This is a genomic window from Amycolatopsis sp. NPDC089917, from assembly GCF_040684635.1.
Taxonomy (GTDB): Bacteria; Actinomycetota; Actinomycetes; order Mycobacteriales; family Pseudonocardiaceae; genus Amycolatopsis.
Genome location: NZ_JBFBGL010000023.1, coordinates 82,509 through 105,090, shown reverse-complemented (window position 1 = coordinate 105,090; position 22,582 = coordinate 82,509). Strand labels below are relative to the sequence as shown.

The following is a 22,582-nucleotide window of genomic DNA, read 5'->3' as shown; positions in this document are numbered from 1 at the left end:
GGCGTCAGACCTTCTTGTCCAGCGTCGTCTTGATCTCTTCTTCGGCGTTCGTGAACGCGGTCATCGACCGTTCGACGTTGTGCTGCATGCCGCGCAGCGCCTCGACGATGTTCGCGAATCCCTCGGACGAGCCCTTCGCGCCCGGTTCGTAGTCCTTCGCGAACTCCTTGCCGGCGTCGTCGCCACCCCAGCACTGGCCGAGCGAGTTGATCGCGGCCATCAGTTCCTTGCCCGCGTCGTCCAGCTGATCCGCGGCGATCCCCAGTTTGGCCGCGGCCGTCTTGACCGCGTCCGGATCGGCGGTGAACCCGCCCCCGCCCCCACCGTTCGGCATCAGACCCCCCTGGTCAGCCAGCTCGAAGGCGGCTCTTCCTCGTCATCGTCCTGCGTCTGACGCACCCGCTTGGGAATCGGCTTCGGCGTCGGCGGCGTGGGCGGGGCCACCGGAGGCGGCGCCGGGGCGTCGTCCTTGCGCAGCAGCGGGTCTTCGAAATCTTCGTCCGACTTCTTCGGCGCGGCGGGCTCTTCCTCTTCGGCGAGGAAGTCCGGGATCGACGGCATCAGCCCTTGCAGCGAAGGGGCGCCCTCGATGAGGTCCGAGAGATCCGGCAGGCCTTCGGTGATCGGGGCCATCAGATCGGCGACCTGCTGTTTGACCTGCAGCGAGCCTTGGCGCACCAGGGTCAGCACGGTGTTGGCCAGCTGCGCGGGGTTGGTGCGCTCGAAGGCGTTCGGCTGGATCTCGAGTTTCGCGAGCGTGCCGGTCGCGTCGATGGTGGCGCGGACGAGGCCGTCCTGCGAGACCACCGTCGCCGACGTCTGCGAAGCGGCTTCCTGCGCGTCACGGAGCTGGGCCGTCTGACGCTCGAACTGTTCGAGCAGCGTGTCGACCTGGTCCTTCATGGCGGCATTGCGCGCTTCGAGGCGTGCGCTGTCGTCGCCGGCCGTCGTCACTTGAGCCCCCGCGAGTGCTGGATCCCGGGCATACGCCACCCGGTGTCGGTAAGCGTCACCCTAATGCCAACGGAGGCGCCGTATCACTCGTTCTCCGTTTTCGCACCGCGAGCAGGTGACCGGCGGCTCCCACCAGGTAGAGGACGGTGGCGGCGATCAGCAGCCCCGGCGAAACGCCGTCGTCCGGGATCACCGTCGCGGCCAGCGAAACGGCGGCGACCTGGGTGATGTTGAACAGCGTGTCGTAGAGCGCGAAAACCCTTCCGCGCGCCTCGTCGGCGACGTCGAGCTGGACCGACGAATCGACGCAGAGCTTCAGGACCTGACCGGCGCCGGTCACCAGGAACGCCGCGAGCAACGCCGTCGGGATCGTCATCGGCAGCCCGAGCGCGGATTGCGCGACCGCCGCCAGCACCAGCGCGCCCAGCACGACGCGAAGCCTGCCGAACAGCCGGATCAGCCAGGCGGTCAGCAGCCCGGCGACCAGGATCCCGGCCCCGGCGAACGCCGCCATCCGACCCAGCCCCGTCATCCCGGCGGCGAAGTGGTTGCGCATCAGCAGCACGGTCACCAGCAGCGAGATCCCGTACGACGCGCGATGGGCGAACAGCGCGACGAACCCGGCCGTGACGCTGGGCGTGCGCCAGGCCGCCTTCGCGCCGTCGGCCAGGCCGCGGACGACGGCGAGAACCGCGTTCGGCGGCTCGTCGACCGCCGACGGCCCGAGCAGCCCGCGCTCGAAGCCCGCGGCGAGGATCGCGGCGCCGATCCCGCCCAGCGCGGCGACGGCGGTGACCCACGCGGATCCGGCGTCGTCGGCGCCGGTGAGCTCCCGGAGGCCGATCGCGCAGCCGCCGCCGACGACCGCGAGCACCGAACCCCACGTCGCCGCGAAGGCGTTCGCGGCGACCACGGATTTCTCTTCGACGACGTGCGGCAGGGACGCGGACAGGCCGGAACCGATGAACCGGGAGACGCCTTCGGACGCCAGGGCCAGGGAGAACAGCCCGATCCCCGCGGCTCCGGCGCCCACGGCGACGGCCGTCGCGAGGATGGTGAAGGACCGCAGGAGGCTCGCGAAGATCAGGACCCTCCGGCGGTCCCAGCGGTCGAGCAGCGCTCCGGCGAACGGCCCGACGACCGAATACGGGAGCAGCAACGCCGCGAACCCGCCTGCCATGGCGAGCGCGTCGGCGGCGCGTTCGGGGTTGAAGAGGACGGCTCCGGCCAGTCCGGCCTGGTACATGCCGTTGCCCCAGTGCGCGGAGAACCGCGTGAACAGCAGCCGGCGGAAGTCACGGTCGCGGACGAACGCCCTGGTGGGCGCCGTGGCGGTGGTCGTCACGGCACCCAGCCTATAAAGAGAGGCCGGTGCGCTTTGAGGTCGCCTCTCGGCGGCTATGCGCAGTGTGGCTCCAGCCGGACGGTATTCCACAAAGGCGGTTCTTCAGTGAGCCCGGGGGACACGGAAAGCGCACCGACCTCTGTGTCCAACGGTGCTCGTGATGCTGTTGTTCCCTGGCCGGACGATTTGTCTCCACTCGAAGTGGGATCATGGCGGACGTGCCAGCGGACGCCGAGGTCGAACCGGGAACGCTCCTGGTCGCCGCCCCCACGATGGTCGATCCCAACTTCCGGCGGACCGTCGTGTTCGTCATCGATCACCGGGACGAGGGAACGCTCGGCGTCGTGCTCAACCGGCCGAGTGACGTCCCGGTGTACGACGTGCTCCCGAACTGGGGCGGGCACGTCGCGGAGCCGCAGTCGGTGTTCGTCGGCGGTCCGGTCGAGAAGAAGACCGCGTTGTGCCTGGCCGCGCTGCGGACCGGCGAGACGGCGTCCAGCGTGCCCGGCGTGATCGCCGTCCGCGGCCCGGTCGCGCTGGTCGACCTCGACACCGATCCCGAGATGCTGGTCCCGAAGGTCCGCGGGGTGCGGGTGTTCGCCGGGTACGCGGGCTGGGACTCCGGTCAGCTGGCGAACGAGATCGAACGCGACGACTGGGTGATCGTCCCGGCGCTGCCCAGCGACGTCCTCGCTTCGCCGCACCACGACCTCTGGGGCCAGGTGCTGCGCCGTCAGGGCATCCCGCTGGCGCTGCTGGCCACCCACCCGGGAGACCTCCAGCGCAATTAAGCGGTGGCGGTGTCGGCCTTCTTGAAGACCCCGCAGGTCCCGCAGGCGCAGCCGCTGCATCCGGCCGGCCGCTCCGGTTCGGGCTCGGGCACCGTCGCGGCGGCGCGGTTGCCGAGCACTCCCCCGCCCGCGACCAGCGCGATCATCCCGATCACGCCCACGAACGAGGCGAGCAGCAGGCCGAACGTCGTCGGCATGACCAGCGCGGCGATCCCCGCGAGCACGGCGATCGCGCCGCCTGCCAGCGTCGGGAGCCCCGCGACCTTGTTGCCGAGGCGGAAGGCGTCGTCGCTGCGCATGGTGGCGGCGGTGCGCACACCGGCGCCGCGGTCACGCGGCAGCTTCTCACGCAGGCCGAGGAAACCACCCCAGCCGACGAGGACACCCAGCACGATCGGGACCAGCGCTATGACGAACACTCCACGAGGATAAGCGTGACGTCCCGGCAACCTGCCGGATACCCTGATGGACTGTGCTACAGGCCATGTCACGCCGTGCTCTCACCGCCGCCCTGATCGGGGCCCTTCCGCTCACCCTGATGGCCGCACCGGCCGCCGAAGCGGGTCACCGTCCGCTTCGCCTCATCGGGGAACAGATCGTCCCGAACTCCCTGCCCTACGAGGGCACGATCGTCGGGGGCCTCTCCAGCATCGACTTCGACGCCCGCACCGGCGAATACGCGCTGATCTGCGACGACCGTTCCGCCATCAACCCGGCGCGGTTCTACACGGCGAAGTTCACCCTCGACGCCAAGGGGCTCGGCCCGGTCACCTTCACCGGCACGAAGCCGCTCCTGCGGCCCGACGGCACGCCGTACCCGCCGCTGCCGAAGAACGACCCCACGCGGCCGCAGAACATGCAGACCATCGACCCCGAAGAGCTGCGTGTCGACCCTTGGACCGGCCACTACCTCTGGGCGCAGGAGGGCGAGCGATCCGCCGCGGCGCGGATCGACCCGTCGATCCGCGAGGCGAAGCGCGACGGCTCCTACGTCCGCGACCTGCCGATCCCCGCCAACGAAAAGATGGCCGAGAAGACGGGGCCGCGGCAGAACCTCGCCCTCGAAGGCCTCACCTTCGCCGGATTCGGTTCGCTGATCGCCAGCTCGGTCGAAGGCCCGCTGGTGCAGGACGGTCCCGAGCCGACCACCACGTCGGGCGCCCTTTCGCGCATCACCGTGCAGTCGCGCTTCGGGCCGATCCTCGCGCAGTACGCGTACCCGCAGGAGAAGGTCTTCGCGGCGCCGAACCCGCCCGGCGGTTTCGCGACCACCGGCGTCTCGTCGCTGCTGGCCGTCGACCAGGCCGATCCGACGCGCTACCTGGTGATGGAGCGTTCGTTCGTCACCGGCGTCGGCAACAAGATCCGGATCTACGAGATCGACACCAAGGGCGCCACGAACGTCGCGAACATCCCTTCGCTCGGCGACGCCAAGGTCAAACCGGTCAAGAAGCGCCTGCTGGCGGACCTCGCGGACTTCGAGTTGTCCACTGTGGACAACGTCGAGGGGATGACCTGGGGGCCGCGCCTGCCTCACGGCGAGCGCAGCCTGGTACTGGTCAGCGACAACAACTTCTCCCCGACCCAGGTGACCCAGTTCATCGCTCTGGCGGTCCCCTCGGAACGGCTTTGACCAGGGCGTTAAACTGGACTCATGAACACGGCTCGGCTGCTCCTTAGCCTGCCGCGCTGAACTCGGCCGATCGGCCGGGACCAGCGCGGCGACCCCTCATGCCCTCCGGGCTGGGGGGTCGAGTTGTTTCTGGAGTGGCTTGACGTGGATGAGCACGGAGGATTTCGGCGATGAACCAGGCGAGCGAAGGCGCCGACTCGGCCCCTCAGCACCGCTACACCGCGGAGCTGGCGGGCCGGATCGAGCAGCACTGGCAGGACTACTGGTCCGATCACGGCACCTACCACGCGCCGAACCCGGTCGGTCCGCTCGCGGACGAGAGCGGGGAGGTCCCCTCGGACAAGCTGTTCGTCCAGGACATGTTCCCGTACCCGTCGGGCGCCGGCCTGCACGTCGGGCACCCGCTGGGCTTCATCGCGACCGACGTCTTCGCGCGGTACCACCGCATGATCGGCCGGAACGTGCTGCACACGATGGGCTTCGACGCCTTCGGCCTGCCCGCCGAGCAGTACGCGGTCCAGACGGGGCAGCACCCGCGCAAGACGACCGAAGAGAACATGGAGACCTACCTGCGCCAGATCCGGCGCCTGGGTCTGGGGCACGACGAGCGTCGCCGGATTTCGACGATCGATCCGGACTACTACAAGTGGACCCAGTGGATCTTCCTGCAGATCTTCAACTCCTGGTACGACGAGAAGGCGGGCAAGGCCCGGCCCATCGCCGAGCTGGAGACCGAGTACGCGCAGGGCGAGCGCCCCACGCCGGACGGCCGCGACTGGAGCGGGCTGACCCGCGCCGAGCAGGCGGAGATCATCGACTCGCACCGGCTGGTCTACATCTCCGAGGCGCCGGTGAACTGGTGCCCCGGGCTGGGCACGGTGCTGTCGAACGAAGAGGTCACCGCCGACGGCCGCAGCGAACGCGGCAACTTCCCGGTGTTCCGCCGCAACCTGCGTCAGTGGATGATGCGCATCACCTCCTACGCCGACCGCCTGGTCGACGACCTGGACCTGCTGGACTGGCCGGAGAAGGTCAAGTCCATGCAGCGCAACTGGATCGGGCGTTCGCACGGCGCTCGCGTGTCGTTCGATTCCGGTGACAAGAAGATCGAGGTCTTCACGACCCGCCCGGACACCCTGTTCGGCGCCACCTATCTGGTGGTCGCGCCCGAACACCCGCTGGTCGACGAGCTGACCGCCGCCACGTGGCCGGAAGGCGTCGACGCGCGCTGGACCGGTGAGGCGGCCACCCCGGCCGAAGCCATCGCCGACTATCGCGCCGCCGCGTCGCGGAAGTCCGAATTGGACCGTCAGGAGAACAAGGAGAAGACCGGCGTCTTCACCGGCTCCTACGCGGTGAATCCGGCCGACGGCAAGGAAATCCCGATCTTCGTCGCCGACTACGTCCTGATGGGCTACGGCACCGGCGCGATCATGGCCGTCCCCGGCCAGGACACCCGCGACTGGGAGTTCGCCGAGAAGTTCGGCCTGGAGATCATCCGCACGGTGCGGCCGTCGGAAGGCTTCGAGGGCAAGGCGTTCACCGGCGACGGACCCGCGATCAACTCCGGCTTCTTGGACGGAATGGACGTCGACGAGGCCAAGAAGACGATGATCGGCTGGCTGGAGGAGCACGGCCACGGCCGCGGCACCGTCCAGTTCAAGCTGCGTGACTGGCTGTTCTCGCGCCAGCGTTACTGGGGCGAGCCGTTCCCGGTCGTCTACGACGAGGACGGCCAGGTCCACGCGCTGCCGGACAGCATGCTGCCGATCGAGCTGCCCGAAGTCGCCGACTACTCGCCGGTGACCTTCGACCCGGAGGACCGGGACAGCACCCCGTCCTCGCCGCTGGCCCGCGCCACCGACTGGGTCGAGGTCGAACTGGATCTGGGCGATGGCAAGAAGACCTACCGCCGCGACATCAACACGATGCCGAACTGGGCGGGTTCCTGCTGGTACCAGCTGCGGTACCTGGACCCGACCAACCCGGACGTGTTCGTCGCGCCCGAGAACGAGGCGTACTGGGTCGGCCCGCGTCCGGCCGAGCACGGCGTCGAAGACCCGGGCGGCACGGATCTGTACGTCGGCGGCGTCGAGCACGCGGTGCTGCACCTGCTGTACTCGCGGTTCTGGCACAAGGTGCTGTTCGACCTGGGCCACGTGTCTTCCAAGGAGCCGTACCGGAAGCTGTTCAACCAGGGCTACGTCCAGGCTTACGCCTACACCGATTCCCGCGGCGTCTACGTCCAGGCCGACCAGGTCGAGGAACGCGACGGCAAGTTCTTCTTCGGTGAAGAAGAGGTCAAGCAGGAATACGGCAAGATGGGCAAGAGCCTGAAGAACGTCGTCACGCCCGACCAGATGGCCGCCGACTACGGCGCCGACACCTTCCGTTTCTACGAGATGTCGATGGGCCCGCTGGACGTTTCGCGGCCTTGGGCGACCAAGGACGTCGTCGGCGCGCAGCGGTTCCTGCAGCGGCTGTGGCGCCTGGTCGTCGACGAGGAGACCGGCGAACTGCGGGTGTCCACTGTGGACGCCACGGACGCGGACCGCAAGCAGCTGCACAAGGCGATCGCCGGGGTCCGCGAGGACTACGCGGAACTGCGGTTCAACACGGCAGGCGCGAAGCTGATCGAGCTGAACAACCACGTCACCAAGGCCTACGGTGCGGCCGACGCCACGCCGCGGGAACTGGTGGAGCCGCTGGTGCTGATGCTGGCGCCGCTGGCCCCGCACCTGACCGAGGAGCTGTGGAAGCGCCTGGGCCACGCGGATTCCCTGGTGCACGGGCCGTTCCCGGTGGTCGACGAGAAGTACCTGGTCGAGGACTCCGTGGAGTACCCGATCCAGGTCAACGGCAAGGTGCGTTCCAGGATCACCGTGCCCGCCGACGCGGGCAAGGACGCCGTGCAGGCGGCCGCGCTGGCCGACGAGAAGGTCGCCGCGCTGGTCGGCGACGGCACCCCGCGCAAGGTGATCGTCGTGCCGGGACGTTTGGTGAACATCGTGCTGTAATGCCGTGACGGAAAGACGCCAGCGTCGAGGGTCATGAGGCGATTCGATGGAGTTGTTCAAGGACAACGAAATCGAACGGAGAACACCGCATGACCCTCGACGGCAAGGTGGCTTTGGTGACCGGCGGCAGCCGCGGGATCGGTGCCGCCACGGCGATCCGGCTCGCCGAGGACGGCGCCGACGTCGCGCTCACCTACCAGAACAACGCCGAACTCGCGGCCGGTGTCGTGGACAAGATCAAGGCGCTCGGCCGCCGTGCGCTGGCGGTCCAGGCCGACAGTGCCGACGCCGCCGCTCTGGTGTCCGCGGTCGAAACGACGGTCACCGAGTTCGGCAGGCTCGACGTGCTGGTCAACAACGCGGGTGTCGGCTTCGTCGGCCCGCTCGACCAGACGAGCCTCGACGACATCGACCGCGTGCTCGCGGTCAACGTCCGCGGCGTCTACGTGGCCACCCAGGCCGCGGCGCGGCACCTCGGCGAAGGCGGCCGCGTGATCAGCATCGGCAGCTGCGTTTCGGACCGCGTGCCCGGTCCCGGGATGTCGCTGTACGCGGTGAGCAAGACCGCGCTTCTGGGTCTCACCAAGGGCCTGGCCAGGGAACTCGGCCCGCGCGGCATCACCGTGAACATCGTCCACCCCGGCCCGACCGACACCGACATGAACCCGGCCGACGGCCCGTACGCCGCCGACCAGCGCAGCCTGACGGTGTTCGACCGCTACGGCTCGCCGTCGGAGGTCGCCGCCACCGTGTCGTTCCTGGCACGGCCGGAAAGCGGCTACGTGACCGCGACGACCGTTTCGGTCGACGGCGGCCACGCGGCGTAGCTCAGTCGATGGTCAGGCCGATCTCGCGCGCGAGATCGGCCAGCATCGCGTCGAAGAGGACGTCCGGTTTCGAGAACGGGATCGGATAATTGCCGAAGACCTCGAGCGTGACGTGTCCGTAGAGCCGGGCCCAGAACTGGATCATCAGGTACGTCACGCCGAGGTCGAGCTTCTCGAGCGGGAACGTCTCGCCGGACTCTTCGAGCACGGCCAGCAATTCCCCTTGGAACGACGTGAGATCGTCGCGCAGTTCGGCGGGCACCACGTCGTTCGACGGCGTCACCAGATCGTGCATCGCGAGCACCCGGCCGGCCGCCGCGAGGAAGATCCGCCCGAACGGCTCGCCCAGCCTGCTCAACGTGTCGTCGCCCGCGGGCGACGCGAAGACCAGCGTGAACTCCTTGGTGTGGGTCAGCGCCCAGCGCCGGAATCCCTTGCAGATGGAGAAAAGCTGCAGCGCGCCCTCGTCCGGCAGCTGCGCGATGTCCTCGGCCAGCCCGGCCGCGAGATCCGCGACGACGTCCGCGCGAAGGTGCTCGACCAGATCGTCGCGCGAACCGTAGTAGCGGTACAACGCCGGCGCCGTGATGCCGAGCTCGCGCGCGATCGCCCGCAGGGTCACGGCCTCCGGCCCCTGCTCGACCAGGAGTGCCCGCGCCGTCCGCCGGATGTCCTGATCGGTCGCGGCCCGCTCGCGACCCCTGCGGCCGGTGTTGTTCATCCGGGCATTCTAGGTGGTCAGTGCACCCTTGCCGGGTATCAGCCCAGTAGGCGGGCCTGGAGTCTCGTGAGCGGCCGGAGCGCCAGGAAGATCGGGACGGCCATCCCGAGCGCGACGAAGAAGTGCACGATCCACGCCCCCGCCAGCGTCGGCCCTCCCCACGTGCCTTCGGGATCGCTCCCGGACCAGAAGAGGCCGTAGGTCGCGATACGCCCGACGAGATAGAAAAGCAGCAGCGCGAGCAGGAACGCGACCGCGCTCGGCCCGAACGCCACCCCGAACCGCGGCCGTCCTCCACCTTCTTGGCCGACCCACCGTCGCGCGAGCCCGCGCTGGACCTTCGCGCCACCGAGATAGCCCGGCAGTACGAGAAGCGCGTAAATCGCGCGTTTCCAGTCCGAAATGGTCATGTTCAGCACGCTACGGCGCGCTGACCAGCGTGAACATCGGGAAAGCCGTCGTGTCGGGTGGGGAAAACCGGAGGTCGCTGTGGTGATCCACACGACCGGGGTGTGGATGCGCGCGAAACGTTCCCCGATGTCAGACGGGTATGCCACACTCGGTCGCCGAACGGCTACGACGTGAACAGGGGAGGTTCGCGTGTCGAACCCTGAGCAGCTCTTCGCTGATTTCGAGGCCAAGCTGGCCGACGCCCAGCGGAAGGCGAATCAGATGCGCACCGAGATCGAAGGCGTCTCGGTGTCCGAACGCAGCAAGGACGGCCAGATCTCGGTCAAGGTCAACCACGCGGGGAACCTGGTGGGTCTGGAGATCGGCCCGTCGGTGCGGGACAACCCCGCGCTCGCGCAGGAGATCCTCCGCGTCGTCCAGTCCGCCCAGAGCAAGCTGGCGAGCGCGATGCAGACCGGCGTCCCGTCCATCGCGGGCACCGAGACGATGAGCGAGCTGGTCAACCAGCTGCACAACGAGTACCCGGAACCCGAGCCGACTGGTTATGTCGAGGGCGGCCACCAGGACGTGGACGAGGACGACCGTTTCGTCGCCGAAGCCGAACTCGACACTCCTCCGCCCTCGCCCGCTCCGAAGCCGCCCGCCCCTCCGGCCCCGCCGCGCGCCGCGCGCAAGCAGCAGGCCGACCACGAGGACGACTACTTCACCGGCGGCGACTTCCTGCGCTGAGCGCGGGTACTTGAGGGAGGGGAAGCATGTCCGGAGGTTTTCATGTCGATCCGGGTGAGCTCGAAGCTCATCGCAAGAAGATCGACGACATCAGTATTCGATTGAACCGGGTCGGTTCGGCCGTCGAGACGACGGCCAACCCCGAAGCTTTCGGCTTGGTCGGTATTCCCTTGGCGGCCATCTGCGGGATCGGGCAGGTCGAGGCTCTCGAGTCAATCGTGGCCGCTTCGAAGGCGTCGTTGGACCACGCCGAGCGTGTGCACACCTGGCAGAAGGTCAAAGAGTGGGATGAAGAGGACTTCAAGGGCCTGTTCAAGCTGGAGGACTGACGATGTCTGAAACCGCTGAGATGCGTCCTGGTCCTGGAACGTCCAATCCCTTGGTCAAGACGGACGCCGCATCCGACGAGAGTTCGCTGGAAGGCGCTGGGATCCTCCAGGATTTCTGGGACACCGGAGCCAAGATCAGCAGTGGCGACTGGGCCGAAGGGCTCGCGAATCTCGCCAACGGGACGGTCGGTCTGGTCGGCTTGGCCGCCGACCCGATCGGAACCCTGCTCAGCTCCGGATTCGGGTGGATCATCGAGCATGTTCCCTTCTTGAGGGACCTGCTGGACATGCTCGTAGGCGATCAGGTCGCGTTGGACAACATGATCGGGACTTGGGAGAACGTCGGCAAAGAGCTGGAACAGGTCGGCGAGGACCTGAACAAGAGCGTCGACCACGACAGTGCCCGTTGGACCGGTCCCGCTGCGGACGCGTATCGAGCTTTCGCCAAAGACCGGGCGAATCTGTACGAAGGTCTCGCCTCTGGGGCGAACGCGATGGGTTTGCTGGTAGGTCTCTGCAAGACGATCCTAGCGGTCGTGCGGACGATCGTGCGAGATCTGGTCTCCGAGGCACTTGCGAAGATCGTCAGTATTCTCCTGCGCTATCCGCCGCCTGCGGCTCCAGTGGGACTGGCTGCCGAGGGCGTCCCCAAAGCCATTCAGTATGCGCAGAAGGCCATGGGGTGGATCAAAAAACTGGCCAAGGCATTCGGTGAGGCGAACAAGCTTTTCAGGAAGCTCATGGACCTCTTCATCAGGGTCAAGGATCTGCTCGTCCCTGTCGCGCGGAACGCCTTGAACGTTGTCAGGCCTGTGGCGACGGCATTGGAGAACGCCGGAAGCTTCACAGAGAACCTGTTAAAGGAAAGCCTGAAGGGCGTCGGCAAGGGAGTCGACAAGGTGCGCAAGGGTGACGAGCCGAAGCCTGCCGGGGCTGTCGGTCCGAACAGTGGGGCGGCTCCGCCGCCGTCAAATGTGAAACAGAACGATCCGCCTATTTTCGGCCAGCAAGGCGGACAGCGTATATCCGGTTCCTTGGAATGACCTTGACAGTCGGTCTGCCGTGGATAGTCAGCCAAGGAGCGCCGTGAAAGCAGTGTTGAGGGGCTCGACGGCATGGTTCGGCCTTGCGGTTGCGGTGATCGCGATCGTGACGCTGGTCCAGATCCAACGAGAGCCCCACGAAGCGGACTGGACACCCGTAGACGGCTTTGTCAGGCTTTTGTTGTTCGGCCTGCTCCTCAGTGGCTTCATCGTGCTTACGTGCCTTGGGAAACGAGGAATCGTCCGAGCCTTCACCTTCGGCCTCGTCGAGCTGGCCAAACCGCCCGGCAACCCCCGTGTGATCAGATTCGATATTCCTGAGAAGGAGGATGGGAACCGGCTGATGGCGAACCTCGTCGCCATCGGGCTCTTTCTGGTCGGCCTGGGTTTCATGGTCGTCGGCATCACCATAGGTTTGGCGATGCTCAATGGCGAAGAGTTCACACTCCTGTCCACCATCACCTTTCTCGTCGCCGGGCTGGCGGTCTACCCCACCATCCCCGCCGGTGTCAGGTGGGCGTTGGACGGCGGCTACACCCGGCCGATCGAGATCACGTTCACGCCCGTCGGTATGAGTCAGCCTGTCGGGAAAGGACAGAAGACGGTCGCTTGGTCCAGCATCGGCGGGTTCGTCTTCGAGCGCCATCGTGGAGGTAGGCGAGTCGACGCTCATATCGCGATTTCGGATGACGTGGGCCGTCGGCAATTGTCACCGCAGTTCGCCAACCCGTCCCCGCACGGGTTTCTGATGACCACGGCGATGGACCCCTTCGAAGCCGAACGTGCGGCGGAGATCATCGAGCGGACGCGACCCGGCTCGGTGAACTGGGCGGACCGGCGAATTCGGCGTGGTGGGCTAGGGCACGAGAAGGCGAACGCCAAGTCCGTCGTGCGTAGGTCTGTGTTCGCGAAACGATCCGATCGTAAGGCCGGTTCGTCGCGGGAGTCGACGTGAGCAAGTCCGAGGCGCCCCGTCGAAACGGGGCGCCGCCGGCGCCGATCACTCGGGGGGCTACGTGATCGACGCCGGCGACCCGATGCCCCTGCTCCCTACTCAGTCGGGACCGGGGCAACGTCACCGCTCAACCGCGGCAACGCATCTCAAGAGCGGGCGTGATCGCCGAAGTGACGCCCGGGGGAATGTTATCCCCCGAAAGAGTGACGGCGTTCCGCTGCTCGCCTGATTGTCGCACTACACGCCGAGAAAGTTACAAAGTTCTTCACATCTTTGCCCGAAGAAGGGTCATGCCCGGACCACTCCTGGTCATGGCATGGTCTCCTCCATGACTTCTCAGGTGCTGGTCATCGGGTCCGCCAATGCCGATCTCGTCGTACAGGTCGATCGGCGACCTGGTGGTGGCGAAACCGTACTCGGCGGCGACACGATCTTGTCGCCGGGTGGCAAAGGTGCCAACACCGCGGTCGCCGCGGCCCGGCTCGGCGCCGACGTCGCGTTGCTCGGCGCGGTCGGTGACGATCCCTACGGTGAGCTGCTCAAACGTTCGCTGGAGGAGTCCGGGGTGCACACCGATTCGGTGCGGACGAGCGACCGTCCGACCGGGATCGCGTACATCACGGTCACGCCGGACGGTGAGAATTCGATTCTCGTCTCGCCCGGCGCCAACTCCGCTTTGCGGCCCGGGGACGTCGATCTCGACGGCGCCGAGATCGTGGTGCTGTCGCTGGAGATTCCACTCGAAACCGTCGAGCACGCCGTCGCGGAGGCCGCCGGAAAAGGCGTGAAGACGCTGCTGAACCTTTCGCCTGCGGCCGAACTTTCCGCGAAGACGCTTCAGCGGCTCGACGTCCTGTTGGTCAACGAGCACGAGGCGGCGTTCCTTCTCGGCGGTGAAACCGATTTCCCGAAGTTGCTCGATCTCGGTCCGAAGGCTGCGGTCGTGACGCTCGGCGCGAAGGGCGCCGCGGTGGTGACGGCGGACGGCGTGACGGAGGTGTCGTCGCCGAAGGTCGAGGCCGTCGACACCACGGGCGCCGGTGACGCTTTCGCGGGTGCGCTCGCCACGGCGCTCGCGAAGGGCGACGGGTTGGCCGACGCGGCGCGCAAGGCGGTGAAGGTGGCGGCGATCACCGTGACCCGCCAGGGTGCGCAGCCTTCGTACCCGACGGCATCCGAACTGGAATGATGTCTTCTTCTGTGTTGTGCTGTTGGCTATGAGCCAGGTCACGCCCCCTATGAGATATGGTCTAGACCATGCCGTCTGAGTCACTGACCGGGGTCGCCGTCAGTCCCGGCCGCGCGAGCGGTCCTGTCGTCCGAGTCGCCGAACCTCTCGGTGAACCCGCGAGCACACCGGCACCGGCCGATCCCGCCGCCGAGGCCGGCCGCATCGACCCGGCCGCGCAGATCGTGGCGGCCCGGCTCGAGAAGCTGGCCGAGACCGCCACCGGCGAGGCCGCGACGATCCTCATCACCACCGCGGCGATGGCGGCCGACCCGGCGCTGGTGTCCTCGGCCGAGAAACTGGTCAAGGACCAGAACCTGCCCGCGCCACGTGCGGTGTACCAGGCGGCGGGGAAGTTCGCCGACGCGCTCGCTGCCGCCGGCGGCTACATGGCCGAGCGGGCCCGCGACGTCCTCGACGTCCGTGACCGGCTCGTCGCCGAGTTGCTCGGAATCGCCCCTCCGGGCGTCCCCGATCTCGACTCGCGGAGCGTGCTCGTCGCGCGCGACCTCGCGCCCGCCGACACCGCCGGGCTCGACCCGGACAAGGTTCTCGCGCTCGTCACCGAAGAGGGCGGCCCCACGAGCCACACCGCGATCCTCGCCCGTGCGCTCGGCATCCCCGCCGTCGTCGCGGTCCGCGGGGTTCTCGCGCTCGACGCGCAAGCGCTTGCGGTGGACGGTGACACCGGCGTGGTCGAGGTCGCGGACCCGGACGCCGAGGTCCTCGCGGCTGCCAAGACCGGCGCGATCGACTGGGACGGTACCGGCGCGACCTCCGACGGCCACCGTGTGAAGGTGCTCGGCAACGTCGGGTCCGCCACGGACGCCCAGGCCGCCGCCGAAGCAGGTGCCGAGGGCGTGGGCCTCTTCCGCACCGAGTTCTGCTACCTCGACGCCTCCGCCGAGCCGAGCGTCGAAGAGCAGCGCAAGGCGTACACCGCCGTGCTCACGCCGTTCCGCGGCAAGCCGGTCATCGTCCGCACCCTCGACGCGGGCGCCGACAAGCCCCTCGCCTTCCTGGAGCCAGACGACGAGCCCAACCCGGCGCTCGGCGTCCGCGGCCTCCGGGTCGCCTTCGACCGGCCCGAGATCCTCGACCGCCAGCTGGAGGCCATCGCGGGCGCCGCGCAGGACTCCGGCGCCGAGGTTTCGGTGATGGCGCCGATGGTCGCCACCGTCGCCGAGGCCGCCTGGTTCGCCGAGCGCGTCCGTGCCGCCGGAATCGCCCGCGCCGGGGTGATGATCGAGATCCCGGCCGCCGCGCTGACCGCCCGCGAGATCCTCGACGCGGTCGACTTCGTCTCCGTCGGCACCAACGACCTCGCGCAGTACACCTTCGCCGCGGATCGCCAGCTCGGCGCGGTCGCCAAGCTCAACGACCCCTGGCAGCCCGGGCTGCTGCGCCTGCTCAAGGTCATCGGACAGGCCGCGAAGGACACCGGCAAGCCCGCCGGCGTCTGCGGTGAGGCCGCCGCCGACCCGAGGCTCGCGCTGGTCCTGGCCGGGCTCGGCCTGACCAGTCTCTCGATGAACGCGCCCGCGGTGCGCGCGGTCGGCGCGAGCCTGGCCGCCACGACGCTGGCCGAATGCGAGGCGCTGGCCGAGGCGGCCCTGGCCACATCGGACCCGGTCAAGGCCCGCGCGGCCGCCGCGAAGCGATAGCGAAGGTACCTTGCTCCCCCGGTGGTGAACTTCGGGCTTGTCGGCCAGGCCGCGGCGATGTTCGTGGTGACCAACGTCGACGACATCGTGCTGCTCGCGCTCTTCTTCGGCCGGGCGACCGGCCGCGGTGGCGCGGCGAAGGTCGTGGCGGGGCAATACCTCGGGTTCGCCGGAATCCTCGCCGCCTCGATCGTCGGGGCACTCGGAGCCGGTTTGCTGCCGGACGCCGTCCTGCCCTGGCTCGGGCTGGTGCCGCTCCTGCTCGGCCTCCGAGCCGCGTGGCGCGTCTGGCGTGACCGCGGCAGCGGCACGGAAGACGACGAGCCCGAAGCCGGTCCTGGCGTCCTCGCCGTGGCGGGGGTGACCTTCGCCAACGGCGGCGACAACATCGGCGTCTACGTCCCGGTGTTCGCCAACACCGGGACCGGCGGGCTGGTCGTGTACGCGGTCGTGTTCCTCGTGCTCGTCGCGGTGTGGTGCGCGGCGGGCCGGTACTTCGCGACCCGGCCGGTGATCGCCCGCGCCCTGGCGCGCTGGGGCCACCTGTTGCTTCCGGTCGTGCTCGTCGGAATCGGTGTGCTGATTCTCTTCAACGGCTGATGTCGAAATCCGGTCCGCCACTTCGACGCCTTGGTGAAGACACCGAAGCGACGAAAGGAACGGACCATGACGACCACCGAGACCCCGGCGCGGGCGGGCACCCGGGAGTGGGTCGGGCTGGCCGTGCTGGCCCTCCCCACTTTCCTGGTCTCCCTCGACGTGTTCGTCCTCATCCTCGCGCTGCCGAAGCTCAGCCAGAGCCTCGGCGCCGACGGCACCCAGCAGCTGTGGATCATGGACGTCTACGGTTTCATGATCGCCGGCTTCATGGTCACCATGGGCACCCTCGGCGACCGCGTCGGCCGCCGGAAACTGCTGCTCATCGGCGCCACGGCGTTCGGCCTCGCCTCCGTGCTGGCGGCGTTCTCGACCACCGCGCTGATGCTCATCGCCGCCCGCGCGGTCCTCGGGATCGCCGGTGCGACGCTGGCGCCGTCGACGCTCGCCTTGATCAGCAACCTGTTCCCCGACAGCCGTCAGCGGTCCCTCGCGATCGGCATCTGGGCCGGCTGCTTCACCGTCGGCGCGATCATCGGCCCGATGGTCGGCGGCGTGCTGCTGGAGCACTTCTGGTGGGGTTCGGTGTTCCTGCTCGGCGTCCCCGCGATGGTCCTGCTGCTCATCGTCGGCCCGAAGCTCCTGCCCGAGTACCGCAACGAGAACGCCGGCCGCCTCGACCTGGCGAGTGTCGCGCTTTCGCTGGTCACGATCCTGCCCGCGGTCTACGGCATCAAGGAACTCGCCCGCGAAGGCGTCCACCCGGTCCCGGTGGCCTCGCTCCTGATCGGTCTCGGCTTCGGAGCGGTGTTCGTCCGGCGTCAGCGAATCCTGCGGGACCCGCTGATCGACCTGAAGCTGTTCCGGGTCCCCGCGTTCTCGACCGCGCTCGGCGGGATGTGCGCGTTCTCGATGCTGGGCGGGACGACGATGCTCTTCGTCGCGCAGTTCTTCCAGATCGTCCTGGAGCTCTCACCGGTCGGCGCCGCGCTGGCGCTGCTGCCGGGCATGCTCGCGGCGACCGTCAGCTTCCTGACCGCCCCGATCCTCGCCCGCCGCTTCCGGCCCGCCGCCCTCATCGCGACCGGGCTGGCCGGCGCGATCGCCGGATTCCTGCTGCTGACGCAGGTCGAGCCCGGAGCCGGTCCGGTGCTGCCGTCGGTCGCCTTCGCCGTCACCTGCCTGTGCGGCGGCCCGCTGGTCACCCTGGGCACGGATCTGGTCGTCGGCTCCGTTCCGCCGGAGAAGGCCGGTTCCGCGGCCTCGCTTTCGCAGACCGGCAACGAGTTCGGTTACGCGCTGGGCATCGCGACCGTCGGGACGCTGGGCAACGCCGTCACCCGGTCCCGGCTCGCCGACGCGGTTCCCGCGCACGAAGCCTTCGCCAGCGGGATGCACGCGGTGTCCGGGCTGGCCGCGCTGGTGCTGGCCGGAATCGCGTACTTCGTGCTCCGGCACCTCCGGCACGTGCGCCCGGTGGGCGCTTAACCGAAGAAGCCCCGCCGCGGGTACTTGATGATCAGCGCTCCCCCGTGCACGCGCCCGGTGATGACGAACCGGGGCGTGCCGGGGCGGCCGTTCGACCGGGTCCGGTCGTCGAGGTTGCCGAACTTGATGTCGGTGATCGAGTTGGTGTCGACGGCGGCGTTCTCGGGGATGGTGATCTCCACCGGACCCCATTTGGCCTGCAGGTCGATGTGCACCACCGGGTGCCGGATCTCGGCCTGGGAGAAGTCCAGTTTCGTGGCGCCGTACTTGTTCCGGACCACCATCGACTCCGGGACCAGCCAGTTCCCGTTGCGCTGCAACGCCGAGTACTTGCCGTTGAGCTCCATGACCTGGCCGGACGGACGCGCGTAGGCGTGCTGGGCCGGTGGCGCCCACGGGTTCTGCTGCTGCCGCGGCACCATTCCCGCCTCGGGATGCACCAGGCCCGGCAGATCCGTGAGGACCGCGTTCAGCTCACCGCGGGTCTTCGAGGCGAGGGCGCGGTCGGTCCGCTCGGTGAACTCGTCGAGGTTCAGCATCCCGAGGCCGATCGCCTTCTGCAGCACTTCGACGACGTGTTCGCGCTCCGCGTCGGAGACCCGGATGTCCCGCCCGGTCAACGGCTTGGTTTCGGTCGTCGGCTGCTCTTCCTCGCCCATGCCTGGAATGGTAGAACCGGATCTCACGCGCGAGATCGGGGAAATACCCTGAACAGACCCGCATTTCTCCCCAGTGCCGCCCTGCTGGCGGCTGTCCTGCTGCTGGCCGGATGCACGGCGGACCAGAAGATTCCGCCCTCCCCGCCGGAATCGACGAACCCGCCGCCTTCGAAACTCGAAGGGCTCCCGGTGGACTACGTCGGTTTCCGCCTGGTCATGGCGACGTCACCGCCGTCGATGCTCGACCCGGCCACCGGCGTCACCACGCCGCTTCCCGGTGCTCCGGCGGGCGATCGGGTCAACGATGTCATCCGGGTCGGCAAGTTCCCGGTCGTGCTGTCGGCCGCCCGCTGCGGGCCTTCGTGCCTGGAGCCGTCCGAGGTGTTCGTCTACGGGGACCCGAAGAACCAGCCGTGGAAGCTGGGCAAGGCCCGCAGTGTGGCGCCGTCGGCCGACGAGAGCGGCGTCTGGCTGATCCGCGACGACGGCAACGACCTCTGCCGTCTCCAGTTCGTTTCCCTCCTCGGCGCCGAACGCGGCCGCGGCCGTCCCGCGAGCTGCACGACGGCGGTGCGCCAGGAGGTTCCGCAGGGCCTGCTGATCACGGTGAACGCCGGGACGGCGACCGCCGAAGACGTGCTGATCGACCCCGCCACCGGCCGCGCCGTGCACCAGTTCCCCCGCGTCCTCGCGATCACCAAGGACCGGATGCTGCTCGCCGAGCTGACCGAGTTCTCCGTGTTCGACCTGCGGAACAGCCGGCGCACGCCGGTCCGGTGGCCGGTGGCCAACGGCAAACCGGGTCAGGTGGTGCCGAGCCGCGACGGGTACAAGGTGGCCGTCCTGTTCGGCGACCCCGCCTGGGCCGGGACGAGTACGCAGACCGCCGACGTCTGGGTGCTCGCGCTCGACACCCTGACCTGGACGCGCGCGCCGTCGATGCCGATCGCGACCCCGCTCGAACGGGTCGCTGTCGAGTGGAGCGAGGACGACGCGCTGGTGCTCGTCACCGACGTGGTCGCGAGCTGGCGGCTCGACCGGCCACAGTGGACGATCGTCAAGACGCCGCTGCCCGCCGAGCGGAACGCGTCGGCGGTGACCATCGCCCAGGGCTGAGTCAGTCCTCGTCCAGCCCGTGCTCGATGGCGTAGCGGGCGAGCTCGACCCGGTTGTGCAGCTGCAGTTTCCGCAGTGTCGACTGGACGTGGTTCTCCACCGTCCGGTGCGAGAGCACGAGCTTCTCCGCGATCTGCCGCGCCGTCATCCCCTTCGCGACCAGGCGCAGGACGTCGGTCTCGCGTTCGGTCAGCCTCGGCGGCGCGGGCCCGTCGTCCGGCGCGTCGGCCATGCGGCGGTACTCGCCGAGGACGAGCCCCGCGAGCCCGGCGGTGAACACCGGATCCCCCGCCGCCGTCCGTTTGACCGCGTCCACCAGCTCACTCGCCGACGCCGATTTGACCAGATACCCGGACGCCCCGGCCTTGACCGCCTCCAGGACGTCGCTGTGCTCGCCGCTCGCGGACAGCACCAGCACCTTGGTCGACGGCAGCTCGGAGGTGATCTCGCGGGTGGCGTCGACACCGGACGTCTCGCCGAGGTTGAGGTCCATCAGCACGACGTCCGGTTTGACCGTGCGCGCGATCCGCACCGCGGCGGGCGCGTCCGGCGCGGTGGCCCGCACGTCGAAACCGTGCTCCGCCAGGTCGCGCGCGACCCCGTTGCGCCACATCGGGTGGTCGTCGACCACCATCACCGAAACACCGGGCGCGTCGGTCATCGCTTCCCCCTCGCCGCCACTGGAACCTTGATTTCCCATTCGGTGCCCTGGCCGGGCGCGGTGTCCAGGGCGACACTTCCGCCCAGATCCCGCACGCGCCCCTTGATGGACTCCGCGATACCTAGATGTCCCTCGGCCGCCGCGCGTTCCAACACGCCCTGCCCGATTCCGGGGCCGTCGTCGCGGACACTGACCACGACCTCGGTGCCGAGGTCCTCCAGCAGCACCCAGGCGTGCGCCTCGTCGCCCGCGTGCTTCTCGACGTTCAGCAGCGCCTCGCGTGCCACCGCCACCAGCTCCGCCGTCACGTGCTCGGGCAGCTGGACCTCGCCCGCGGGTGTCGAGACCTGCACCGACGGCGTCGCGAGCAGCTGCAGCGCGGCCCGCAGGTCGGTGGACCCGTTCTCGCTCGGATGCGTCGGCTCGGTGGTGACCAGCGCCCGCAGCGCGATCTCCTGCTCACCGGCCAGTTTCGCCAGTTCGGCGGCCTCCCCGCCGAATTCGGCGCCGCGTTTGCGCACCCGCGCGAGCACCTGGAGGACGCTGTCGTGGATCGAACGGGCGAGCCGCTCGCGTTCGGCCGTCGCGGCCTCCATCCGCAAAGCCCTGGTCAGCGCGTCCGCCGAACGGCGGGCCATGGTCGCGGCCAGCCCGATGACGAACCCGCTCGCCGTCAGCAGGAAGCCGTCCCGCGCGACGTCGATGTCGAACCGCCAGCGCACCAGCCCGGTGACCACCGAGACCACCAGCCCGGCGAACACCCCGCCGACCGCGCCGAACCGCGTCCCGGCGGCCGCGGGCGGGACCGCCGCCCACACCGTCGTGATGAGCGGGGTGTTGGCGTCGAACTGCTTGGTGCTCAGGATCCACGCCGACGTGACCATGAGGACGACGGTCAGCGCGAGATCGGCGCCGACCAGCCACGGCCAGCGGCTCGACGGCCGCGCGTAGAACAGGCTGCTGAGCACCGTCCACGCCGTCATCACGCCGAACGACGTCCACGCGAGCCACTGATTCGCGTAGCCGTCGTAATGCACGATGAACGAACCCAGCGCGAAGAGCAGCGTCGTCACGCGAAGCACGATCACCCCGCGCCACAGCGGAGTGGCGGGGTCTCGCGTGCCCAGTGCCGAGACCGCTCGCCAGAGCGGGGTGTCCGTCATGACTTGGCTTCGGACTCTTCCTCTTCACCCGGATCGTTCGGGCTCGCCGCCTGATCCCGCAGGACGTCGATCTGCGCCGGGTCGGGATCGTGTTCGTGCAGCAGCGACCGGATGCCCGCGTTGAGCACGGCGAGCAGCGGCACCGACAGCAGCGCGCCGGCGATCCCGGCCGCGACGAGACCGGCGGTGATCGCGAGCACCACGGCGAGCGGGTGCAGCTTGACCGCGCGGCCCAGCAGGATCGGCTGGAGCACGTGGCTTTCCAGCTGCATGACGCCGATGACGATGGCCAGCACGACCAGCGCGCCGACGACGCCCTTCGTCACCAGGGCGATCAGCACCGCGACCGCGCCCGCGATCACGGCGCCGATGATCGGGATGAACGCGCCGAGGAAGACCAGCGTCGCCAGCGGGATCACCAGCGGCACGCCGACGATCGCCAGCCCGATGCCGATGCCGACCGCGTCGACCACGGCCACCGCCGCCGTCGCGCGCACGTAGCTGACCAGCGACGCGAACCCGCGCCGCCCGGCGACGTCGATCCGGTTGCGCACCCGCCCCGGCACGCCGCGGCAGATGAACGACCAGATCTGGTCGCCGCCGGAGAGGAAGAAGATGAGGATGAACAGCGTCAGGATGAAACCGGTGACGATCTCGCCGACCGTGCCCGCCGTGGTGAGCGCGGTGGTGGTGATCGACGCCTGGTTGTTCTGCAGGAAGCTGATCGCCTGATTGATGAACTCCTGGATCTGTTCCTGGCGCAGGTGCAGCGGCCCGTCGATGAGCCAGCTCTTGATCTGGTTGAGGCTCTCCGTCAGCTGCTTCTGCAGTTCCGGCAGACCGGAGGAGAACTGCGCGACGACGAACGTCAGCAGCCCGCCGAGCACCGCGAGCCCGGCGATCAGCACTATCCCGGCCGCGAGCCCGCGCGGGAACTTCAGCGCCTGCAGCTTGGAGACCGCGGGCGCGAGCAGCGCGGCCAGCAGCAGCGCGATCGACAACGGGATCACGACCACCGACAGGTAGCCGATCAGGAACACGATCACGTAGAGCGCGGCGATCACCACGATGAAGCGCCACGACAGCGCCGCACCGATCCGCAGGCCGCGGGGCACGAGGTTCGTGACGTCCTCGGTGGACTCGGAGAGGAACGGGTTCGACTGGTCGAATTCCGGCTGTTTGCGCCCTGGCTCGCTCACTCGCTCACCGTATCGGTCCGAGCCGGTGTTTCTTGAACATTCCGGGCGACGC

At 68.8% G+C, this 22,582-nt stretch carries 23 protein-coding genes; 13 read left to right on the top strand and 10 right to left on the bottom strand.

What is annotated here, in order from left to right; translation table 11 throughout:
- Window positions 1-4: 4 nt before the first annotated feature.
- From AB0N89_RS18900 to AB0N89_RS18890, 3 genes are read right to left on the bottom strand one after another with little or no spacing between them, the layout of a single operon-like run.
- Window positions 5-334 carry a WXG100 family type VII secretion target gene (locus AB0N89_RS18900; RefSeq protein WP_364205976.1) on the bottom strand — a complete coding sequence of 110 codons (330 nt, stop codon included), beginning with the start codon at window positions 332-334 and terminating at the stop codon, window positions 5-7.
- Complete coding sequence (locus AB0N89_RS18895) at window positions 334-954, bottom strand: YbaB/EbfC family nucleoid-associated protein (RefSeq protein WP_364205974.1); 621 nt, start codon at window positions 952-954, stop codon at window positions 334-336. The genes AB0N89_RS18900 and AB0N89_RS18895 overlap by 1 nt, the downstream gene beginning before the upstream one ends.
- A gap of 55 nt (window positions 955-1,009) precedes the next feature.
- The gene (locus AB0N89_RS18890) at window positions 1,010-2,299 is read right to left on the bottom strand and encodes an MFS transporter (protein ID WP_364205972.1); all 1,290 of its coding nucleotides are present in this window, start codon (window positions 2,297-2,299) and stop codon (window positions 1,010-1,012) included.
- Window positions 2,300-2,508: 209 nt separating this feature from the next.
- On the opposite strand from AB0N89_RS18890, the gene AB0N89_RS18885 reads away from it, so the two are divergent.
- Window positions 2,509-3,090, top strand: coding sequence for a YqgE/AlgH family protein (locus tag AB0N89_RS18885; protein ID WP_039916602.1), 582 nt, complete (start codon window positions 2,509-2,511; stop codon window positions 3,088-3,090).
- Here AB0N89_RS18885 and AB0N89_RS18880 read toward each other — a convergent pair.
- Entirely contained in the window at window positions 3,087-3,509 is a 423-nt protein-coding gene (locus tag AB0N89_RS18880) for an SdpI family protein (RefSeq protein ID WP_364205970.1), read from the bottom strand. The genes AB0N89_RS18885 and AB0N89_RS18880 overlap by 4 nt on opposite strands.
- A gap of 65 nt (window positions 3,510-3,574) precedes the next feature.
- Between AB0N89_RS18880 and AB0N89_RS18875 the strand changes: the two genes are divergently transcribed.
- The 3 genes from AB0N89_RS18875 to AB0N89_RS18865 all read left to right on the top strand — a co-directional run bounded on the left by AB0N89_RS18875 (window position 3,575) and on the right by AB0N89_RS18865 (window position 8,567).
- Complete coding sequence (locus AB0N89_RS18875) at window positions 3,575-4,723, top strand: esterase-like activity of phytase family protein (RefSeq protein WP_364205968.1); 1,149 nt, start codon at window positions 3,575-3,577, stop codon at window positions 4,721-4,723.
- 170 nt (window positions 4,724-4,893) lie between these two features.
- The gene (gene leuS / locus AB0N89_RS18870) at window positions 4,894-7,740 is read left to right on the top strand and encodes a leucine--tRNA ligase (protein ID WP_364205966.1); all 2,847 of its coding nucleotides are present in this window, start codon (window positions 4,894-4,896) and stop codon (window positions 7,738-7,740) included.
- 89 nt (window positions 7,741-7,829) lie between these two features.
- Window positions 7,830-8,567 carry a 3-oxoacyl-ACP reductase family protein gene (locus AB0N89_RS18865; RefSeq protein ID WP_364205964.1) on the top strand — a complete coding sequence of 246 codons (738 nt, stop codon included), beginning with the start codon at window positions 7,830-7,832 and terminating at the stop codon, window positions 8,565-8,567.
- 1 nt (window position 8,568) lies between these two features.
- On the opposite strand, the gene AB0N89_RS18860 is transcribed toward AB0N89_RS18865, so the two are convergent.
- Entirely contained in the window at window positions 8,569-9,288 is a 720-nt protein-coding gene (locus AB0N89_RS18860; protein ID WP_364205962.1) for a TetR/AcrR family transcriptional regulator, read from the bottom strand.
- Window positions 9,289-9,326: 38 nt separating this feature from the next.
- Window positions 9,327-9,698 (bottom strand): hypothetical protein, encoded by a 372-nt coding sequence (locus AB0N89_RS18855; protein WP_364205960.1) that lies wholly within the window; start codon window positions 9,696-9,698, stop codon window positions 9,327-9,329.
- A 190-nt stretch (window positions 9,699-9,888) separates the two neighbouring features.
- Here AB0N89_RS18855 and AB0N89_RS18850 point away from each other — a divergent pair, with 190 nt between their 5' ends.
- The 8 genes from AB0N89_RS18850 (at window position 9,889) to AB0N89_RS18815 (ending at window position 17,732) form a co-directional block, all read left to right on the top strand.
- Complete coding sequence (locus AB0N89_RS18850) at window positions 9,889-10,428, top strand: YbaB/EbfC family nucleoid-associated protein (RefSeq protein WP_364205958.1); 540 nt, start codon at window positions 9,889-9,891, stop codon at window positions 10,426-10,428.
- A 26-nt stretch (window positions 10,429-10,454) separates the two neighbouring features.
- Entirely contained in the window at window positions 10,455-10,757 is a 303-nt protein-coding gene (locus AB0N89_RS18845; RefSeq protein WP_364205957.1) for a hypothetical protein, read from the top strand.
- A gap of 2 nt (window positions 10,758-10,759) precedes the next feature.
- Window positions 10,760-11,800: a hypothetical protein gene (locus tag AB0N89_RS18840; protein ID WP_364205955.1), complete on the top strand. Its 1,041-nt coding sequence runs from the start codon at window positions 10,760-10,762 to the stop codon at window positions 11,798-11,800.
- Between the two features lie 43 nt (window positions 11,801-11,843).
- Window positions 11,844-12,755, top strand: coding sequence for a hypothetical protein (locus AB0N89_RS18835; RefSeq protein WP_364205953.1), 912 nt, complete (start codon window positions 11,844-11,846; stop codon window positions 12,753-12,755).
- Window positions 12,756-13,083: 328 nt separating this feature from the next.
- Window positions 13,084-13,944, top strand: a complete 861-nt coding sequence (locus AB0N89_RS18830; RefSeq protein WP_364205951.1) for a ribokinase — start codon at window positions 13,084-13,086, stop codon at window positions 13,942-13,944.
- 68 nt (window positions 13,945-14,012) lie between these two features.
- Window positions 14,013-15,647 carry a phosphoenolpyruvate--protein phosphotransferase gene (ptsP, locus tag AB0N89_RS18825; RefSeq protein ID WP_364205949.1) on the top strand — a complete coding sequence of 545 codons (1,635 nt, stop codon included), beginning with the start codon at window positions 14,013-14,015 and terminating at the stop codon, window positions 15,645-15,647.
- Window positions 15,648-15,671: 24 nt separating this feature from the next.
- Window positions 15,672-16,247: a cadmium resistance transporter gene (locus AB0N89_RS18820; RefSeq protein ID WP_364205996.1), complete on the top strand. Its 576-nt coding sequence runs from the start codon at window positions 15,672-15,674 to the stop codon at window positions 16,245-16,247.
- Between the two features lie 66 nt (window positions 16,248-16,313).
- Complete coding sequence (locus AB0N89_RS18815) at window positions 16,314-17,732, top strand: MFS transporter (RefSeq protein WP_364205948.1); 1,419 nt, start codon at window positions 16,314-16,316, stop codon at window positions 17,730-17,732.
- Here AB0N89_RS18815 and AB0N89_RS18810 read toward each other — a convergent pair.
- Window positions 17,729-18,391, bottom strand: a complete 663-nt coding sequence (locus tag AB0N89_RS18810) for a DUF1707 domain-containing protein (RefSeq protein WP_364205946.1) — start codon at window positions 18,389-18,391, stop codon at window positions 17,729-17,731. The genes AB0N89_RS18815 and AB0N89_RS18810 overlap by 4 nt on opposite strands.
- A gap of 189 nt (window positions 18,392-18,580) precedes the next feature.
- Between AB0N89_RS18810 and AB0N89_RS18805 the strand changes: the two genes are divergently transcribed.
- The gene (locus AB0N89_RS18805; protein WP_364205944.1) at window positions 18,581-19,507 is read left to right on the top strand and encodes a hypothetical protein; all 927 of its coding nucleotides are present in this window, start codon (window positions 18,581-18,583) and stop codon (window positions 19,505-19,507) included.
- 1 nt (window position 19,508) lies between these two features.
- Here AB0N89_RS18805 and AB0N89_RS18800 read toward each other — a convergent pair whose 3' ends face one another.
- Genes AB0N89_RS18800 through AB0N89_RS18790 form a run of 3 tightly spaced genes read right to left on the bottom strand, consistent with a single transcriptional unit; the run spans window position 19,509 to window position 22,530 of the window.
- Window positions 19,509-20,168 carry a response regulator transcription factor gene (locus AB0N89_RS18800; protein WP_364205942.1) on the bottom strand — a complete coding sequence of 220 codons (660 nt, stop codon included), beginning with the start codon at window positions 20,166-20,168 and terminating at the stop codon, window positions 19,509-19,511.
- The gene (locus AB0N89_RS18795) at window positions 20,165-21,331 is read right to left on the bottom strand and encodes a DUF5931 domain-containing protein (RefSeq protein WP_364205940.1); all 1,167 of its coding nucleotides are present in this window, start codon (window positions 21,329-21,331) and stop codon (window positions 20,165-20,167) included. Before AB0N89_RS18795 ends, AB0N89_RS18800 begins: the two co-directional genes overlap by 4 nt.
- Window positions 21,328-22,530: an AI-2E family transporter gene (locus AB0N89_RS18790; protein WP_364205938.1), complete on the bottom strand. Its 1,203-nt coding sequence runs from the start codon at window positions 22,528-22,530 to the stop codon at window positions 21,328-21,330. The genes AB0N89_RS18795 and AB0N89_RS18790 overlap by 4 nt, the downstream gene beginning before the upstream one ends.
- Window positions 22,531-22,582 lie beyond the last annotated feature (52 nt).

Coding starts and splice junctions, on each gene's coding strand:
- AB0N89_RS18875 (WP_364205968.1), top strand. CDS start 3,575: ATGTCACGCCGTGCTCTCACCGCCGCCCTGATCGGGGCCCTTCCGCTC.
- AB0N89_RS18840 (WP_364205955.1), top strand. CDS start 10,760: ATGTCTGAAACCGCTGAGATGCGTCCTGGTCCTGGAACGTCCAATCCC.
- AB0N89_RS18855 (WP_364205960.1), bottom strand. CDS start 9,698: ATGACCATTTCGGACTGGAAACGCGCGATTTACGCGCTTCTCGTACTG.
- AB0N89_RS18885 (WP_039916602.1), top strand. CDS start 2,509: ATGGCGGACGTGCCAGCGGACGCCGAGGTCGAACCGGGAACGCTCCTG.
- AB0N89_RS18845 (WP_364205957.1), top strand. CDS start 10,455: ATGTCCGGAGGTTTTCATGTCGATCCGGGTGAGCTCGAAGCTCATCGC.
- AB0N89_RS18810 (WP_364205946.1), bottom strand. CDS start 18,391: ATGGGCGAGGAAGAGCAGCCGACGACCGAAACCAAGCCGTTGACCGGG.
- AB0N89_RS18795 (WP_364205940.1), bottom strand. CDS start 21,331: ATGACGGACACCCCGCTCTGGCGAGCGGTCTCGGCACTGGGCACGCGA.
- AB0N89_RS18900 (WP_364205976.1), bottom strand. CDS start 334: ATGCCGAACGGTGGGGGCGGGGGCGGGTTCACCGCCGATCCGGACGCG.
- leuS (WP_364205966.1), top strand. CDS start 4,894: ATGAACCAGGCGAGCGAAGGCGCCGACTCGGCCCCTCAGCACCGCTAC.
- AB0N89_RS18815 (WP_364205948.1), top strand. CDS start 16,314: ATGACGACCACCGAGACCCCGGCGCGGGCGGGCACCCGGGAGTGGGTC.
- AB0N89_RS18800 (WP_364205942.1), bottom strand. CDS start 20,168: ATGACCGACGCGCCCGGTGTTTCGGTGATGGTGGTCGACGACCACCCG.
- AB0N89_RS18830 (WP_364205951.1), top strand. CDS start 13,084: ATGACTTCTCAGGTGCTGGTCATCGGGTCCGCCAATGCCGATCTCGTC.
- AB0N89_RS18860 (WP_364205962.1), bottom strand. CDS start 9,288: ATGAACAACACCGGCCGCAGGGGTCGCGAGCGGGCCGCGACCGATCAG.
- ptsP (WP_364205949.1), top strand. CDS start 14,013: ATGCCGTCTGAGTCACTGACCGGGGTCGCCGTCAGTCCCGGCCGCGCG.
- AB0N89_RS18865 (WP_364205964.1), top strand. CDS start 7,830: ATGACCCTCGACGGCAAGGTGGCTTTGGTGACCGGCGGCAGCCGCGGG.